10 protein-coding genes, 1 pseudogene and 1 riboswitch are annotated in these 14410 nt (G+C 56.2%); of the genes and pseudogenes, 6 read left to right on the top strand and 5 right to left on the bottom strand.

All coding sequences use genetic code 11. From position 1 onward, the window contains the following. Positions 1–37: 37 nt before the first annotated feature. The 5 genes and pseudogenes from J2X72_RS08030 to J2X72_RS08010 all read right to left on the bottom strand — a co-directional run bounded on the left by J2X72_RS08030 (position 38) and on the right by J2X72_RS08010 (position 6144). Complete coding sequence (locus J2X72_RS08030) at positions 38–1111, bottom strand: glycine betaine/L-proline ABC transporter ATP-binding protein (protein ID WP_310070491.1); 1074 nt, start codon at positions 1109–1111, stop codon at positions 38–40. Further along, a complete protein-coding gene (locus J2X72_RS08025; protein WP_210000794.1) occupies positions 1104–1991 on the bottom strand; it encodes a proline/glycine betaine ABC transporter permease in 888 nt (295 codons plus the stop codon). Before J2X72_RS08025 ends, J2X72_RS08030 begins: the two co-directional genes overlap by 8 nt. Before the next feature lie 128 nt (positions 1992–2119). Then, positions 2120–3121, bottom strand: a complete 1002-nt coding sequence (locus J2X72_RS08020) for an ABC transporter substrate-binding protein (RefSeq protein ID WP_210000797.1) — start codon at positions 3119–3121, stop codon at positions 2120–2122. Positions 3122–4061: 940 nt separating this feature from the next. Then, a pseudogene (gene mmsB / locus J2X72_RS08015) lies at positions 4062–4964 on the bottom strand (3-hydroxyisobutyrate dehydrogenase); the annotation flags it as partial. Between the two features lie 13 nt (positions 4965–4977). Further along, positions 4978–6144 (bottom strand): isobutyryl-CoA dehydrogenase, encoded by a 1167-nt coding sequence (locus tag J2X72_RS08010; RefSeq protein ID WP_310070488.1) that lies wholly within the window; start codon positions 6142–6144, stop codon positions 4978–4980. 107 nt (positions 6145–6251) lie between these two features. Here J2X72_RS08010 and J2X72_RS08005 point away from each other — a divergent pair, with 107 nt between their 5' ends. The 6 genes from J2X72_RS08005 to cobN all read left to right on the top strand — a co-directional run bounded on the left by J2X72_RS08005 (position 6252) and on the right by cobN (position 14405). Next, complete coding sequence (locus J2X72_RS08005) at positions 6252–7712, top strand: cobyric acid synthase (protein WP_310070485.1); 1461 nt, start codon at positions 6252–6254, stop codon at positions 7710–7712. Between the two features lie 56 nt (positions 7713–7768). Beyond that, positions 7769–8005, top strand: a riboswitch (cobalamin riboswitch). A gap of 48 nt (positions 8006–8053) precedes the next feature. Then, complete coding sequence (locus J2X72_RS08000) at positions 8054–8233, top strand: CbtB-domain containing protein (RefSeq protein ID WP_310070481.1); 180 nt, start codon at positions 8054–8056, stop codon at positions 8231–8233. Between the two features lie 125 nt (positions 8234–8358). Next, entirely contained in the window at positions 8359–9084 is a 726-nt protein-coding gene (locus tag J2X72_RS07995; RefSeq protein WP_310070479.1) for a CbtA family protein, read from the top strand. After that, entirely contained in the window at positions 9084–9605 is a 522-nt protein-coding gene (gene cobU, locus J2X72_RS07990; protein ID WP_310070477.1) for a bifunctional adenosylcobinamide kinase/adenosylcobinamide-phosphate guanylyltransferase, read from the top strand. Before J2X72_RS07995 ends, cobU begins: the two co-directional genes overlap by 1 nt. A 4-nt stretch (positions 9606–9609) precedes the next feature. Beyond that, the gene (gene cobW, locus J2X72_RS07985) at positions 9610–10662 is read left to right on the top strand and encodes a cobalamin biosynthesis protein CobW (RefSeq protein ID WP_210000818.1); all 1053 of its coding nucleotides are present in this window, start codon (positions 9610–9612) and stop codon (positions 10660–10662) included. A gap of 11 nt (positions 10663–10673) precedes the next feature. Then, positions 10674–14405, top strand: coding sequence for a cobaltochelatase subunit CobN (gene cobN, locus J2X72_RS07980; protein WP_310070474.1), 3732 nt, complete (start codon positions 10674–10676; stop codon positions 14403–14405). Positions 14406–14410: the final 5 nt, after the last annotated feature.

Below are 14410 nucleotides of genomic sequence, written 5' to 3'. Positions count from 1 at the left end.
ACGCCGAGCGCAAGGGAAGCGACACCTGGCGCGTTGGTTATTCCGCCGCAGCTTTCGATGTCAGGTGGCTAATCGGCGTGACCATCGCTTGAATCAAATTGTTCATGCTGATGACGCCAGTGGGTTTTCCGTTATCATCAACAACCGTTGCATATTGCTGGTTGGCGTCGGTCATCGTCTTGGCAGCTTCTTCGAGAATCGTGCCGGTTTTGACTGTTACTCCGCCCGTTGCAGATGGCGCGCCGGATTGAGTGGCGATAGTGTCGACCATGATGACCCGGCCGCGATTGACCTCTTTCACGAAGCTCGAGATATATTCGTCTGCGGGTTTCAGAACGATATCCTGGCCGGTTCCTTGCTGAACAACTTCGCCGTCACGAAGGATCGCGATGCGATCGCCCAGCCGCAAAGCCTCATCGAGATCGTGGGTGATGAAGACGACCGTTTTCTTGATTTCCTTCTGCAGATCGAGAAGAACCGATTGCATGTCCATGCGAATAAGCGGGTCCAGGGCCGAAAATGCTTCATCCATCAGGAGGATAGGGGCATCATTGGTCAGCGCGCGAGCCAGACCGACACGCTGTTGCATGCCACCTGAGAGCTGGTTGGGATAATGATCCTCAAACCCTTTTAGTCCCACCCGGCCTATCCAGCGCCTGGCCTGTTCCTCCTGCTTTTCCCGCGACAGGCCCTGTATCTCGAGGCCATAGACGGTGTTATCCAGCACTGTGCGATGGGGCAGCAAAGCGAACTTCTGGAAAACCATCGCTGTCTTGTGGCGTCGGAACTGACGCAGATCGTTCTGATTCATCTTGCAGACATCGGCGCCATCGATGATGACTTCACCGGCCGTTGGATCGATCAGACGATTGATGTGACGGATCAATGTGGATTTTCCTGAACCGGAAAGCCCCATTACCACTTGTATGCAACCGGCCGGCATATCGATGTTGATGTCTCGCAAGCCCAGGACATGTCCATGGGCTTCATTGAGTTCGGTCTTTGACATGCCTTTCTTTACCGCCTCGACGTAGGCCTGCGGTCTCGGGCCGAAAATCTTGTAGAGATTCTTGATCTTGATGCCTGCTCCCTGAACCGAACGATCAGCCATGGACAACCTCCTGGTGCTTCTGAAGACGCTTGCCATAGGCCTGACTAACGCGGTCAAAAATGATGGCGATGCCAACGATGGCAAGGCCGTTGAAAAGTCCAAGCGAGAAGAACTGGCCGTTCACCGAACGTAGCACAGGCTGTCCAAGACCCTGAACGCCAATCATCGACGCGATAACCACCATGGCCAGCGCCATCATGATTGTCTGGTTGATACCAGCCATAATTGTCGGAAGAGCAAGGGGGATTTGGACGTTCCTCAATCGCTGCCAACTCGACGAACCGAATGCATCGGCGGCTTCCAGCACGTCCTTGTCGACCAGGCGGATGCCAAGATTGGTCAGGCGGATCATCGGCGGAATGGCATAGATCACCACGGCGATGAGGCCCGGGACCTTGCCGATACCAAGCAACATCACAACCGGAATCAAATAGACGAAGCTTGGCATTGTCTGCATTACGTCAAGAATGGGATTGACCATTCGCTGGAAACCATCGGAACGCGCCATCACAATGCCAATCGGGATACCGACGACGATCGAAACGACCGTTCCGACGAAGATCATGGCGATGGTCTTCATCGCATCACTCCACATATCGAAATAGCCGATCAAGAGGAGGGTCAGGATAGTGCCGCCCACGATCTTCCAGTTGCGGCTGGCAATCCAGGCAATGCCGCCAATGAGAACCAGCATGACTGGCCACGGCGTCGTCGTCATAAAACGTTCTGCCTGGATAAGGAAATACTGCAGGGGTTGAAAAAACGACTCGATAACATCGCCGTATTGACGGGTGAAGGCCTTGAAACCCTCGTCCATCGCCTTTTTCAGATTGCGCAGCGTGTCGTCGTTCATATTGGGAAATGAGTAAAACCAGTCCATTTGTCGATGCCCCTTCTATAGCCACCCCAAGCGATACGCTTTCCGAATGGCTGAAGCGGTTGAACGTAATGGCGTTCAACCTATCAAGAGTGGGATACGGCGAAGCCCTGCTTCGCCGTATCTGACAATTATTGTATGGCTGCCTTGATTTTCTCGGCGGCTTCCGGCGAGACCCACTTTGTCCAAACCGCCTCATTGTTCTTCAGGTAATATTTGGCGCCATCTTCACCGGTTGCCTGGTTGTCAACCATCCAGGCTAGCAGCTTGTTGAACTCTTCAGTCGAAAGCTGCCGCTTTTTCAGATAGTCGAAGGCGGGACCAGCAGCGTCAGAAAATTTCTTTGTGACAACCGTGTAGATATCCGACTTCGCCCAGCCATTCGGCTTGGGATCGGGACAATCGGCAACGACAGTGCAGCGTTTCCATTCGGCTTCGTCAAACGGTACGCCATTGTCGAGCTTGACCATGGGATACTTGCCGAGGATTGCGGTAGGGCCCCAATAATATCCGAGCCAAGGCTCTTTGCGCTCATAGGCCTTGGCGATTGAGCCATCTAGACCTGCTGCCGAACCCGTATCAACAAGCGTGAAGCCATTTTTGTCGCCACCATAGGCCTTGTAGAAGTTGGTGGTCGTGATCTGGCAAGCCCAACCCGACGGGCAATTATAAACCGCGCCCTTCTTGGGGTCTTCCGGAGCGGGGAACAATTCCGGATGCTTCATCGCGTCCGCAATCGTCTTGATATCCGGGTGCGCATCGGCAAAATATTTAGGTATCCACCAGCTTTCCGTGCCGCCTTCCGTAATGGCGGGCGCTGCCAGGACCAGTCTGTCTTCCTTGACGGCCTTCTCGATGAGGTCACGGACAGTGTTGAGCCAGCCCTCCGGCGCGATGTCCGGCTGACCCTTTTCCAACATCGACGTGAAGGTTGGAACCGTGTCGCCAGCGACCAGTTCGGCGTCGCAGCCATAACCTTCTGTCAGTATGATCTTGTCCAGATTGGCCAAGGCTTCGGCTGACGGCCAGTTCATATTGGCGATTGTTACAGAGCCGCATTCTGCAGCGGATGCCGATCCCGCATAGCCGAAAAGACCAGCGGCGAGTATAGTTGAAGCGAGTAGCTTCTTCATGTGCTTTATCTCCCACTCTTTGACAGTTCACCCGAATACGAATTCTAACTTGGTACTGTCCTACCCAGTTGTTCGCTTATGTGCCATTTGGCATCCTTATCCCGGCAGAATGCAATGCTTTCTTTGAATAAATGCGGTGCATCGCGACAAGGCCTGTCGATATAACGACGCCGGGACAATGAATGAGAACCAATGCACAATGTTCATCCAGGTATCGTAACAAACCAATAGATGAAAGATCAACGCCTTAGACAATTCCTTTATCAATTCATTTGGAAGCGCCGCGCTTTGTCAGATTGTGACTGTACGGAGAGCTCTTCTGTTAACGCCACGCAATTATTTGGGTGCCGACGGCACAATCGTATGGCGAGCAAGCAATTTCGCATGCCTGCCATGCAAATTTGCCTGAATGAATGCAGAAAATGCGACACGCCATGGCGAATTTCCCTGATCAAACTTTAGGCAAGAAGCGCATTTGAAAGGCAACAACAGTTTTCTCTTCGAGGTGCAGGAATGCTCTACATTTTTAACCGTAACAATCGTGTTCACATTTCGTGGAATGCCACCGAAAAGCGTAACGCGCCGTCTAGCAATCTTAAGAGCGGTATCGCCTCTGCGGTGTCATTCATCTGGACGCGTTCCGCGGGCTGATTTACCAAGCCATGCACGCCGCTGCCTTTTCAAGCGGCGGTTTGTCTTTGCATTGCGGAACCGGAGCATTTGACAAAAAACCGCGCTGTCCTGAGAGGAGCAGTGCGGTCTTTTTATTGGTATTCCGCAGAAGCGGCGACTCCGGTACGCAGTACCTGATCCGGAGCAGGCAAGCAGGGTCTTGGTCTGCTTACCTGTAAAGTTTTAACCGGACATCGTTACCGCGAGGTTAGCGAGAGCTTAAGCAAATCTAAATTTGGTAGTTTTCTGGGCGTTTGCCTCTGTGTTTTCAGTTATTGCGTTTGGATTCGCGCAAGAAATTGACAATGCCTGAAAAATCAGTGCCCTCATTGCCAGCTGCGCTGAACGCCGCGTAGAGCTCTTCAGCATGGGCGCCAAGCGGTGTCGCTGCTCCTACGCTCGCGGCGGCTTCCTGCGACAGCTTCAAGTCCTTCAACATGAGAGCCGCAGCAAACCCCGGCCTATAGTCATTATTGGCGGGTGAAGTCGCAACCGGGCCAGGCACCGGACAGTATGTTGTCAGCGACCAACATTGCCCGGACGAGGTCGAGGCTACATCAAATAGCGCTTGATGCGAGAGGCCAAGTTTTTCCGCCAATGTGAAAGCCTCGCTGACGCCGATCATCGAGATACCGAGGATCATGTTGTTGCAGATCTTTGCAGCTTGTCCGTTGCCGGCTTCGCCGCAATGCACTATGCGGCCCGCCATGGGTTTAAGAATGGGTTCAGCTGTTGCAAACGCTTCACCGCTGCCACCAACCATGAACGTCAGCGTACCGGCTGCCGCACCGCCAATACCGCCAGAAACAGGTGCATCGACCGAAAGCAGCCCATTGGCTTGAGCAATCTCGTGAGCGTTTCGCGCCGAGTGCACGTCTATCGTGGACGAGTCGATGAAAAGCGCGCCTCTTCGCGCTTTTTTTGCCACAGCTTCATAAACCGTCAATACGTGTTTGCCTGCAGGCAGCATCGTGATGACGACATCGGCTCCAGCGACTGCTGTCTCGGCACTGCCTGTAACATCCACGCCATTACCGCGGGCTGTTTCAAGGTTTTCCGGCAGCAGATCGAAGCCCAGCACCTTTTGTCCCGCTTTGACAAGATTGGCCGCCATAGGATTGCCCATGTGTCCGAGACCAATAAAAGCCACAGTCGCCATTGCAGTTTTCTCCTGATGAAATTGTTTAGTGACTGGTCATATGCCGTGCGATGATGACGCGCATGATTTCGTTGGTGCCTTCCAGTATCTGGTGAACGCGCAGATCACGAACGAGCTTCTCGATGCCATAATCGTGCAGATAACCGTAACCGCCATGGATCTGCAGCGCGTCATTGGCGACATCGAAGCCCACATCTGTAACGAAGCGCTTAGCCATGGCTGACCATTTCGAGGCGTCATGGGCCTTCCGGTCAAGCTTCGATGCAGCCGTGTAGAGCAGCATTCGTGCCGCAGAAAGATCGGTCTCCATGTCTGCAAGCTTGAACTGCAACGCCTGGAACTGGTTAATCGCCTTGCCAAAGGCCTTACGCTCGGACGCGTAGGTTACGGCTTTGTCCAGCGCCGACTGCGCACCGCCGAGAGAGCAGGCCGCAATATTGAGACGTCCGCCATCAAGACCACCCATGGCAATCTTGAAGCCGTCGCCTTCCTGGCCAAGACGGTTTGACACAGGAACCCGGCAATTGTCGAATATGACCTGCCTTGTCGATTGAGCGTTCCACCCCATCTTGAACTCATTTGCACCGAACGAAAGACCGGGGGCGTCCTTCGGGACAACAAGCGCTGAAATGCCTTTCGGTCCGTCCTCGCCGGTCCGTACCATTGTCACGTAAACGTCGGAGTCGCCAGCGCCTGAGATAAACTGCTTGGCACCGTTGAGGACATACTCATCGCCGTCGCGTATCGCGCGCGTCTTCAGTGCTGCAGCATCGGAACCAGAGTTGGGTTCGGTGAGGCAATAGCTGGCCAACCACTCCATGGACGTCAATTTCGGTACGAAGCGCAGACGCTGTTCCTCGTTGCCAAAGAGATCAACCATCCATGTCCCCATATTGTGGATGGATATGAACGCCGAGAATGCGGGGCAAGCCGCCGACAGGGCTTCGAAAATCAGAACGGCATCGAGCCGCTTCAGTCCTGAACCGCCCACATCTTCACGCACGTAGATACCGCCCATTCCAAGCGGACCGGTTTCACGGATCACGTCGGCGGGAAAATGCTTTTCGCGATCCCAAGCGAGCGCATTGGGCGCCACACGATCAGCGGCAAACGCACGGGCCATGGCCTGGATTGCCAGTTGGTCCTCGCTCAGCTCGAACTGACCGGTAGCCGAATCGACCAGCGTGTCCATGATAACCTCCCTGTACTCTTGTTCCCTCCAGTCTATCCCAAGCACCAAGAGGCGCAACGTCTTCGGTGGGGCTAGGAAGAGAACGACATATCCGCTACTCAAAGCCCATGACGCACGCAATCATGTTGCAGGGAACTGGCTCTGATGTTGGGAAATCGGTCCTCGTGGCGGGACTTTGCCGGCTTGCGCGCAATCGCGGGTTGACGGTGCGCCCCTTCAAGCCGCAGAACATGTCCAACAATGCCGCGGTCAGCGACGATGGCGGCGAGATCGGCCGGGCGCAATGGCTGCAGGCACTGGCTTGCGGCGTGCCGTCATCGGTTCATATGAACCCCGTGCTTTTGAAGCCACAATCGGAAACCGGCAGTCAGATAATAGTGCAAGGCAAGGTCTGGGGGCAGGCCCGGGGCCGCGACTATCAGAAATTCAAGTCGCAGCTGCTCGATGCGGTGATGGGGTCGTGGGATGTCGTGCGAGCCGGTGCTGATCTGGTTATCGTGGAGGGTGCGGGATCGCCTGCCGAAATCAATCTGCGCGCTGGTGATATCGCCAATATGGGTTTTGCCACCCGTGCCAATGTGCCCGTCGTGCTCGTCGGCGATATTGATCGCGGCGGGGTGATTGCATCGATCGTTGGCACACATGCGATTCTTGAACCAGAGGATCGTGACATGATCATCGGGTACATCATCAACAAGTTTCGCGGCGACATTTCGCTGTTCGATGATGGGCTCAAATCCATAACGCAATTTACCGGCTGGCCGTCATTCGGCGTTGTGCCATGGTTGAAGGATGCCTCGCGGTTACCCGCCGAGGATTCAGTTGTGTTGGAACGCTCGGTCAAAGGCGAGGGGCGTGCACTCAAAGTTGCCGTCCCAATCCTCGACCGGATTGCTAATTTTGATGATCTCGATCCGCTGATGGCAGAGCCGCTGGTGGACGTGGTCATGGTAAGAAGTGGCGAACGGCTGCCGGCGGATGCCGGACTTGTGATCATTCCCGGTTCCAAATCCACGATTGGCGATCTCTTGCGCTTCAAGGAAAATGGCTGGGACAAAGATCTTTATATGCACAGGCGTCGCGGCGGTCATATCATCGGCATCTGCGGCGGATATCAAATGCTCGGCCGGACGGTGCGTGACCCCGACGGAATTGAAGGCATTGTCACCGAGATTGAGGGGCTAGGTCACCTCGATATCCATACGGTCATGGAACCGGAAAAGACGGTGCGCAATGTGCAGGCTCATTCACTGCAGTTCGATTTGCCGTTGAAGGGCTACGAGATTCACCTTGGCAGAACAACGGGACCGGATTGCGAGCGGCCAACGGTGCGCGTCAATGGCACGGTTGACGGTGCTGCTTCCAGGGACGGCAAAGTTTTTGGGAGCTATTTGCACGGATTGTTCGTAGACGACCGTTTCCGTGCTGCATTTTTACAATACATGGGAATTGCTGCGGACGCGCTCGATTATCGTGCCGGGGTAGATGAGGCTCTCGATTCCATAGCCGGCCAACTGTCTGACGTGCTTGATATCGACCGGCTGCTCGCGCTCAAATCACAGCAATGACGCGGCAGCAGGAGTTGATGTTGCAGTTTCATTTGACATTCGTGGCGCTTGGTGAATAACGTCACGGGATGATTGGTTCCCGATATCGGCCAAAGGCCAAGGGATCAAAAGGGAATGCGACGGCCGTACCCATCAGGGCGACCTAACCGCAGCCGACCCCGCGACTGTAGAGCGGTGAGGGTCAATGTCATCGCCAGAAGCGAAAGCTGATGGCAGCCACTGGGAAACCGGGAAGGCGGCATTGATCCTACGACCCGCGAGCCAGGAGACCTGCCAGTCATAGGGCAATCGTGCCCAAAACCGAAGGGGATTGTCCCTTCTGGCCCTGCACGGAGGTTGTTATGGCTGTTACTCGTACTTCGACTACGATTTCTCTCCCGCTTGCATCGCGTTTGACCACGGCGGTGTTTTCGCTGATGCTGGGCGTGTTCATCATCTACGGTGTCGGTCTTTCGCATTCCGAAACGTTGCATGATACCGCGCACGACACCCGCCATTCATATGGATTTCCCTGCCATTGAGCTTTTCACTAGCTGAATAGACGATTCAGCTATCTGCTCTTACGCATTGAAAAATTACAATTTGTTTGGTCCGGGGCCTTCTTCAGGTACCCGGCGTCTCGCTTTAGGGATCGGGAGTGAATTCCATGTTGGTTAAATATCTTCTGGCTACCATTGTAGCCGGTCTGTTTGCCGGTATTCTTTTGACGCCGGCGATGTATGTGCGGACTGTTCCGCTTATTCTGAATGCCGAGGAATATGAAAACGCCGGCGGTCATGAACATAGCCATGACGCTGCGGTGGCGGCGACCGAGGCTGCACCCGCTGCCGTAGCCCCGCACGACGACGAAGAAGAGACAAGCCCTGCGCTTCCATTCGGCCGCTTTGGCAATACGCTACTGATCAATCTTATTGCCGGTGCCGGCTTTGCCCTCATCACAGGCGCTGCCGCGCTTTTTCTGGGCCGCAGGATCACGCTGCAAAATGGTGTTTATTGGGGTCTTGCGGGCTTCTTTATCTTCAATCTTGCGCCTGCATTCAGCCTCGCTCCCGAATTGCCGGCGATGCCGGCGGCCGACCTTGCCACGAGGCAGGCCTGGTGGCTGATTACGGTTCTGCTGACGGCAGGCGGCGTTTATCTAATCGTGCTTCGCGACGAGATCTGGGCAAAGGTGCTGGGCATTGCGCTGATCGCAGCCCCACACGTTTACGGTGCGCCTGAAGCCGACGATCTGACTTCAAGCGTACCGCCGGCATTGGCCTCCGAATTTGCCGTGTCGACACTGGCAACCAACCTGTTCTTCTGGATGGTGCTTGGAACCGCGCTTGGCTGGGCCATTCAACACTACGCGCAATCGGAGCTGGATGCCTGATGCAACTGGAACGCAGAGCAACCTTTGTCCTGGGTGGTGCGCGTTCCGGGAAATCCGCTTTTGCCGAGGGGTTGATCGAAGCGTCCGGTATGGATGCGGTCTATCTTGCCACTGGCAGAGCATGGGACGTTGAAATGTCGGAGAGAATTGCGCAGCACAAGCAACGGCGTGGCGGCTCCTGGACAACCATTGAAGAACCACTTGATCTGGTTGATGTGCTGCAAAGAGAATGCGTCGGCAACCGTGCCGTTCTCGTCGATTGTCTGACCTTGTGGCTCACCAACCTGATGATGTCCGAGAAAGATATCGAAACAGAGACAGCGCGGCTTGTTGCGGCGCTGAAAAAATTAAAGGGTGCCGTGGTGCTGGTCTCCAATGAGGTGGGTCTTGGCATCGTTCCAGAAAACCGCATGGCGCGCGACTTTCGCGACCATGCCGGCCGGCTCCATCAAGCCGTGGCAGGTGCTGCGGCTCAGGTCTATTTCGTAGCAGCAGGACTGCCGCTCAAAATGAAGGGATAACACCATGCAGGGTCAAAAGATTCCGGCAACCGTCATCACCGGCTTTCTCGGTTCGGGCAAGACGACGATGATCCGCAATCTCCTGGAAAATGCCAACGGTAAGCGTATTGCGTTGATCATCAACGAATTTGGCGATCTTGGCGTTGACGGCAACTTGCTGAAAGGGTGCGGTATCGAAGCGTGCCGCGACGAGGATATGATCGAACTGAACAATGGCTGCATCTGCTGCACCGTTGCCGATGATTTCATTCCGACCATGACCAAACTTCTGGATCGGCCGGATCGCTTCGATCACATCGTCATCGAAACCTCGGGGTTGGCGCTGCCGCAGCCGCTGGTTGCCGCGTTTAACTGGCCGGAGATCAAGACACAGGTGACTGTCGATGGTGTCGTGACTGTCATTGACGCAGCCGCGGTTTCGGAGGGACGTTTTGCCGACGATCATGACAAGGTGGACGCGCAACGCGAACAGGATGAATCGCTTGATCATGACAGTCCGCTGGAAGAGCTATTCGAGGACCAGATCCGCGCGGCCGATCTTATCGTGTTGAACAAGACGGATTTGATCAGCGATGCGCGGTTGATGAGCGTTCGCGATGATGTGCAAAGCCGCTCGTCGCGCTCACTGAATATGGTTTCGGCAAGCTTCGGCAAGCTCAGCAATGAATTGCTGCTTGGGCTGGGTGTCGGCACCGAGGGCGACATTGCCAATCGTCAATCGCATCACGAGATGGAGCATGCGGCGGGTGAAGAACACGACCACGACGAGTTCGAAAGTTTTGTCGTGGGGCTTGGCCCGGTGGCCGAGCCGAAATCATTTGTCGAAAAGCTCAAAGCAGTGATTGCCGATCACGACGTCTTGCGGCTCAAAGGCTTCGTCGATGTTCCCGGCAAGCCAATGCGTCTAGTGATCCAGGCAGTCGGTTCACGTATCGAACATTATTTCGATCGCAGTTGGAACCCCGGCGAAGAACGTCAGACGCGGCTCGTCGTGATTGGTTTGCACGATATCGATACGGCCGCCATCTCGACGGCAATGCGCGCTGCCGCCGCCTGATTGGGAACCAGATGCATCTCCTGCTTGCCCAGAAAGGCACGATAGCTGAAGGCACCGAGGCCATAGACCTCGGCCAGACGCCGGGAGATGTGCTGTTTCTCTCCGCCGCTGACACGGAACTCGCAAGCCTTAGCTCTGCCCAGCGACAAAACGATGTCGTATCGTTGCGCCTCGCCAATTTGATGGCGCTAGCACATCCCATGTCTGTCGATGCTTATGTCGAGCGAACGGCACGTCATGCAAGGCTTATCGTGGTGCGAATCCTCGGCGGTGAAAGCTATTGGCCTTACGGGCTGGAAGCGTTGCATGCTTGCGCGATCAACCACAAGGTACAGCTTGCGGTGCTGCCAGGTGACGATAAGCCGGACCCGGGGCTGGACCGGTTTTCCACGATTTCACGACAGGATCGCGATGCGCTCTGGCACTATCTGCTGGAGGGTGGCGCGCAGAACGCCCTACGTTTCCTCGATTATTGTGGAGCACTGATCGACGGAAAGGATAAACCGCAGGAAGCAGCGCCGCTTTTGAAAGCCGGGTTGTGGTGGCCGGGCAGCGCCGCCCCGTCGCTGGAAGAATTGCGTGGGCAATGGCAGGATAATGCGTCGGTCGTCGCCATCTGTTTTTACCGCGCACTGGTGCAGAGCGGGCAGACGCAGCCGGTCGAAGCTTTAATCGACGCGCTAAAGGCCAGGGGACTAAACCCTTTACCGGTGTTCGTTTCCAGCCTGAAAGATCCGGTATCCGTGGCGACGCTGGAGAACATTTTCTCCGAGACGCCGCCTTCTGTCGTGCTCAATTCGACTGGCTTTGCCGTTTCCGCGCCGGGCAGCGCCCGCAAAGCCACCGTGCTCGAACAGGGCGGCGCCGTGGTGCTGCAGGTTATCTTTTCCGGATCAAGCATCGAACAATGGCGCGGCTCCGATCAAGGATTGTCAGCCCGTGACTTGGCGATGAATGTGGCACTACCGGAGGTCGACGGGCGTGTTCTAGCGCGCGCTGTTTCATTTAAGTCCGCCCAGCATTATGACGAGAGCACCCAAGCCAATATCGTCACGCACGAGCCGTTGGCCAATCGTGTCGAATTCGTTGCGGCGCTGGCAGCCAACTGGGCACGGCTTCGTGCTGCGAAGACTGCTTCGCGCCGTGTTGCGCTGATCATGGCCAACTATCCCAATCGCGATGGCCGGCTTGGCAATGGTGTGGGTTTGGATACGCCTGCTGGTACCTGGCATATTCTGCATTCGATGCGGGAGCAGGGCTATGGGGTTGCCGGCGTTCCCACCGACGGCGACGCGCTGATCAATCATATGATGGCGGGCCCGACCAACGCAGCCCGCGACGGACGGGAAATCCGGGAAACCATTTCCTTGAATCAATACAGGAGCTTCTTCGAAAAGCTTCCGCAATCGATTCAAGACGTCGTCACCTCTCGCTGGGGGCAGCCGGAGGCCGATCCGTACTTCATGGAGCATGCCGAGAAGTTCGCCTTGCCGTTGGCGCGCTTCGGCAAAACGCTAGTCGGCATTCAGCCCGCGCGCGGCTATAACATCGATCCGAAAGAAACCTACCATTCCCCGGACCTTGTGCCGCCGCATGGCTATCTTGCGTTCTACGCCTATTTGCGCGAGGTCTATGATGCACATGCCATTGTGCATGTCGGCAAGCACGGCAATCTCGAATGGCTGCCGGGCAAATCTCTAGCGCTGTCGGAAAATTGCTATCCGGAGGCAGTGCTTGGACCGGTGCCGCATATCTACCCGTTTATCGTCAATGATCCGGGCGAGGGAACCCAGGCCAAGCGCCGCTCATCCGCCGTCATCATCGATCATCTGACACCGCCGCTCACCCGCGCCGAGAGCTATGGTCCGCTCAAAGACCTCGAAGCGCTGGTTGACGAATATTACGAGGCATCCGGCGTCGATCCGCGCCGACTTGTGCGTCTTAAGGGGCAAATTCTCGATCTGGTGCGCGATATCGGGCTCGACAGCGATGCCGGCATTCACGATCATGACCCGGGCGATCTCGCTCTGCAGAAACTCGATGCTTATCTTTGCGATTTGAAGGAAATGCAAATCCGCGATGGCCTGCATGTTTTCGGACGATCGCCGGAAGGCCGTCTGCTGACCGATCTCGTGGTTGCGCTGGCGCGCGTGCCGCGCGGAGCCGGCCATGGCGGCGATCAGAGCCTGCAGCGGGCCATTGCGCTCGATCTCGGGCTGGAGGGCTTTGATCCGCTGGATTGTGAGATGGCCAAGCAGTGGGACGGGCCTCGCCCCGATATCCTGCAAACTATTTCGAATGAGCCTTGGCGCATCGCCGGCGATACCGTCGAGCGTGTCGAGCTGCTGGCCGCCAAATTGGTGGCCGGAGAGGTGGATTGCGCGCAGGATTGGGCAGCGACAATTGCCGTGCTTGAAGGCATCTGCACCAATTTGCGTCCTGCTGTCACCGCTTGCGGCGATGCCGAGATGAACGCACTACTGACGGCACTGAGCGGACGTTTCGTTGTGCCGGGGCCGTCGGGGGCGCCAACGCGCGGGCGCCCGGATGTCTTGCCGACAGGGCGGAACTTCTTTTCGGTTGATAGCCGCGCCGTGCCAACGCCGGCCGCATGGGAACTCGGACAAAAATCTGCCGAGCTTCTGATCCGACGCTACACGCAGGATCATGGCGAATGGCCCACGTCCTTCGGGCTCACCGCCTGGGGTACTTCGAATATGCGCACCGGCGGCGACGATATTGCGCAAGCGCTGGCACTGATCGGTGTCAAGCCGGTGTGGGATATGGCCTCGCGCCGGGTTACCGGTTACGAAATCGTCCCGACCGCCATGCTTGGCCGTCCACGCGTCGATGTAACCTTGAGAATTTCGGGGTTTTTCCGTGATGCATTTCCAGACCAGATAGCGCTGTTCGATACGGCAGTTCGGGCAGTGGGCGCATTGGATGAAGATGCCGAGCATAATCCCATCGCCGCGCGTATGCGCAGCGAGCAGGCGCGCCTCATTGGAGAAGGCACAGAAGAAAAGCTGGCCAGACAACGCGCTGGTTTTCGCGTATTTGGCTCCAAGCCGGGTGCCTATGGTGCTGGCCTGCAAGCGCTCATCGATGAAAATGACTGGGCAAAGCGCGACGCTCTCGCGGAAGCATGGCTCGTCTGGGGCGGCTATGCCTACGGCGCGGGCATCGAGGGCAATGCCGAGCGCGGCTTGCTTGAAGAACGGCTGCGGGACGTCAACGCCGTCGTACAAAATCAGGACAACCGCGAGCACGATCTGCTCGATTCCGACGATTACTACCAATTCGAAGGGGGTATGTCGGCGGCGGTGGAACTTGTCTCGGGCGAACGCCCTGCCATCTACCATAATGACCATTCACGTCCGGAAAAACCCGTTATCCGCACGCTTGAAGAAGAAATCGCCCGTACGGTTCGTGGCCGTGTGACCAACCCGAAATGGATTACTGGCGTGATGCGCCATGGCTATAAGGGTGCATTCGAGATGGCGGCGACCGTGGATTATCTTTTTGCCTTCGCCGCTACCACCGGCGCTGTCGGCAACCACCATTTCGAAGCCGTCTATCAGGCATTTCTGGTAGACGAAGACGTGCGGAATTTTCTGGCCGAAAAAAACCCGCATGCCTTGCGTGATATTGCGGAAAAGTTGGAACAGGCAGTCGCGCGCGACTTCTGGACGCCGCGTTCCAACTCGGCGCGCTACGCTTTAAGCAAAACTGTCGCTCGATAATTTGA

It is taken from the genome of Phyllobacterium sp. 1468 (assembly GCF_031455525.1).
Lineage (GTDB): Bacteria > Pseudomonadota > Alphaproteobacteria > Rhizobiales > Rhizobiaceae > Phyllobacterium.
Note: the sequence above shows the minus strand (reverse complement) of the source record. Positions and strands in the feature narration are given on the sequence as shown.

Coding starts and splice junctions, on each gene's coding strand:
- J2X72_RS08030 (WP_310070491.1), bottom strand. CDS start 1,111: ATGGCTGATCGTTCGGTTCAGGGAGCAGGCATCAAGATCAAGAATCTC.
- J2X72_RS08005 (WP_310070485.1), top strand. CDS start 6,252: ATGACGCACGCAATCATGTTGCAGGGAACTGGCTCTGATGTTGGGAAA.
- J2X72_RS08010 (WP_310070488.1), bottom strand. CDS start 6,144: ATGGACACGCTGGTCGATTCGGCTACCGGTCAGTTCGAGCTGAGCGAG.
- cobN (WP_310070474.1), top strand. CDS start 10,674: ATGCATCTCCTGCTTGCCCAGAAAGGCACGATAGCTGAAGGCACCGAG.
- cobU (WP_310070477.1), top strand. CDS start 9,084: ATGCAACTGGAACGCAGAGCAACCTTTGTCCTGGGTGGTGCGCGTTCC.
- cobW (WP_210000818.1), top strand. CDS start 9,610: ATGCAGGGTCAAAAGATTCCGGCAACCGTCATCACCGGCTTTCTCGGT.
- J2X72_RS07995 (WP_310070479.1), top strand. CDS start 8,359: ATGTTGGTTAAATATCTTCTGGCTACCATTGTAGCCGGTCTGTTTGCC.
- J2X72_RS08000 (WP_310070481.1), top strand. CDS start 8,054: ATGGCTGTTACTCGTACTTCGACTACGATTTCTCTCCCGCTTGCATCG.
- J2X72_RS08020 (WP_210000797.1), bottom strand. CDS start 3,121: ATGAAGAAGCTACTCGCTTCAACTATACTCGCCGCTGGTCTTTTCGGC.
- J2X72_RS08025 (WP_210000794.1), bottom strand. CDS start 1,991: ATGGACTGGTTTTACTCATTTCCCAATATGAACGACGACACGCTGCGC.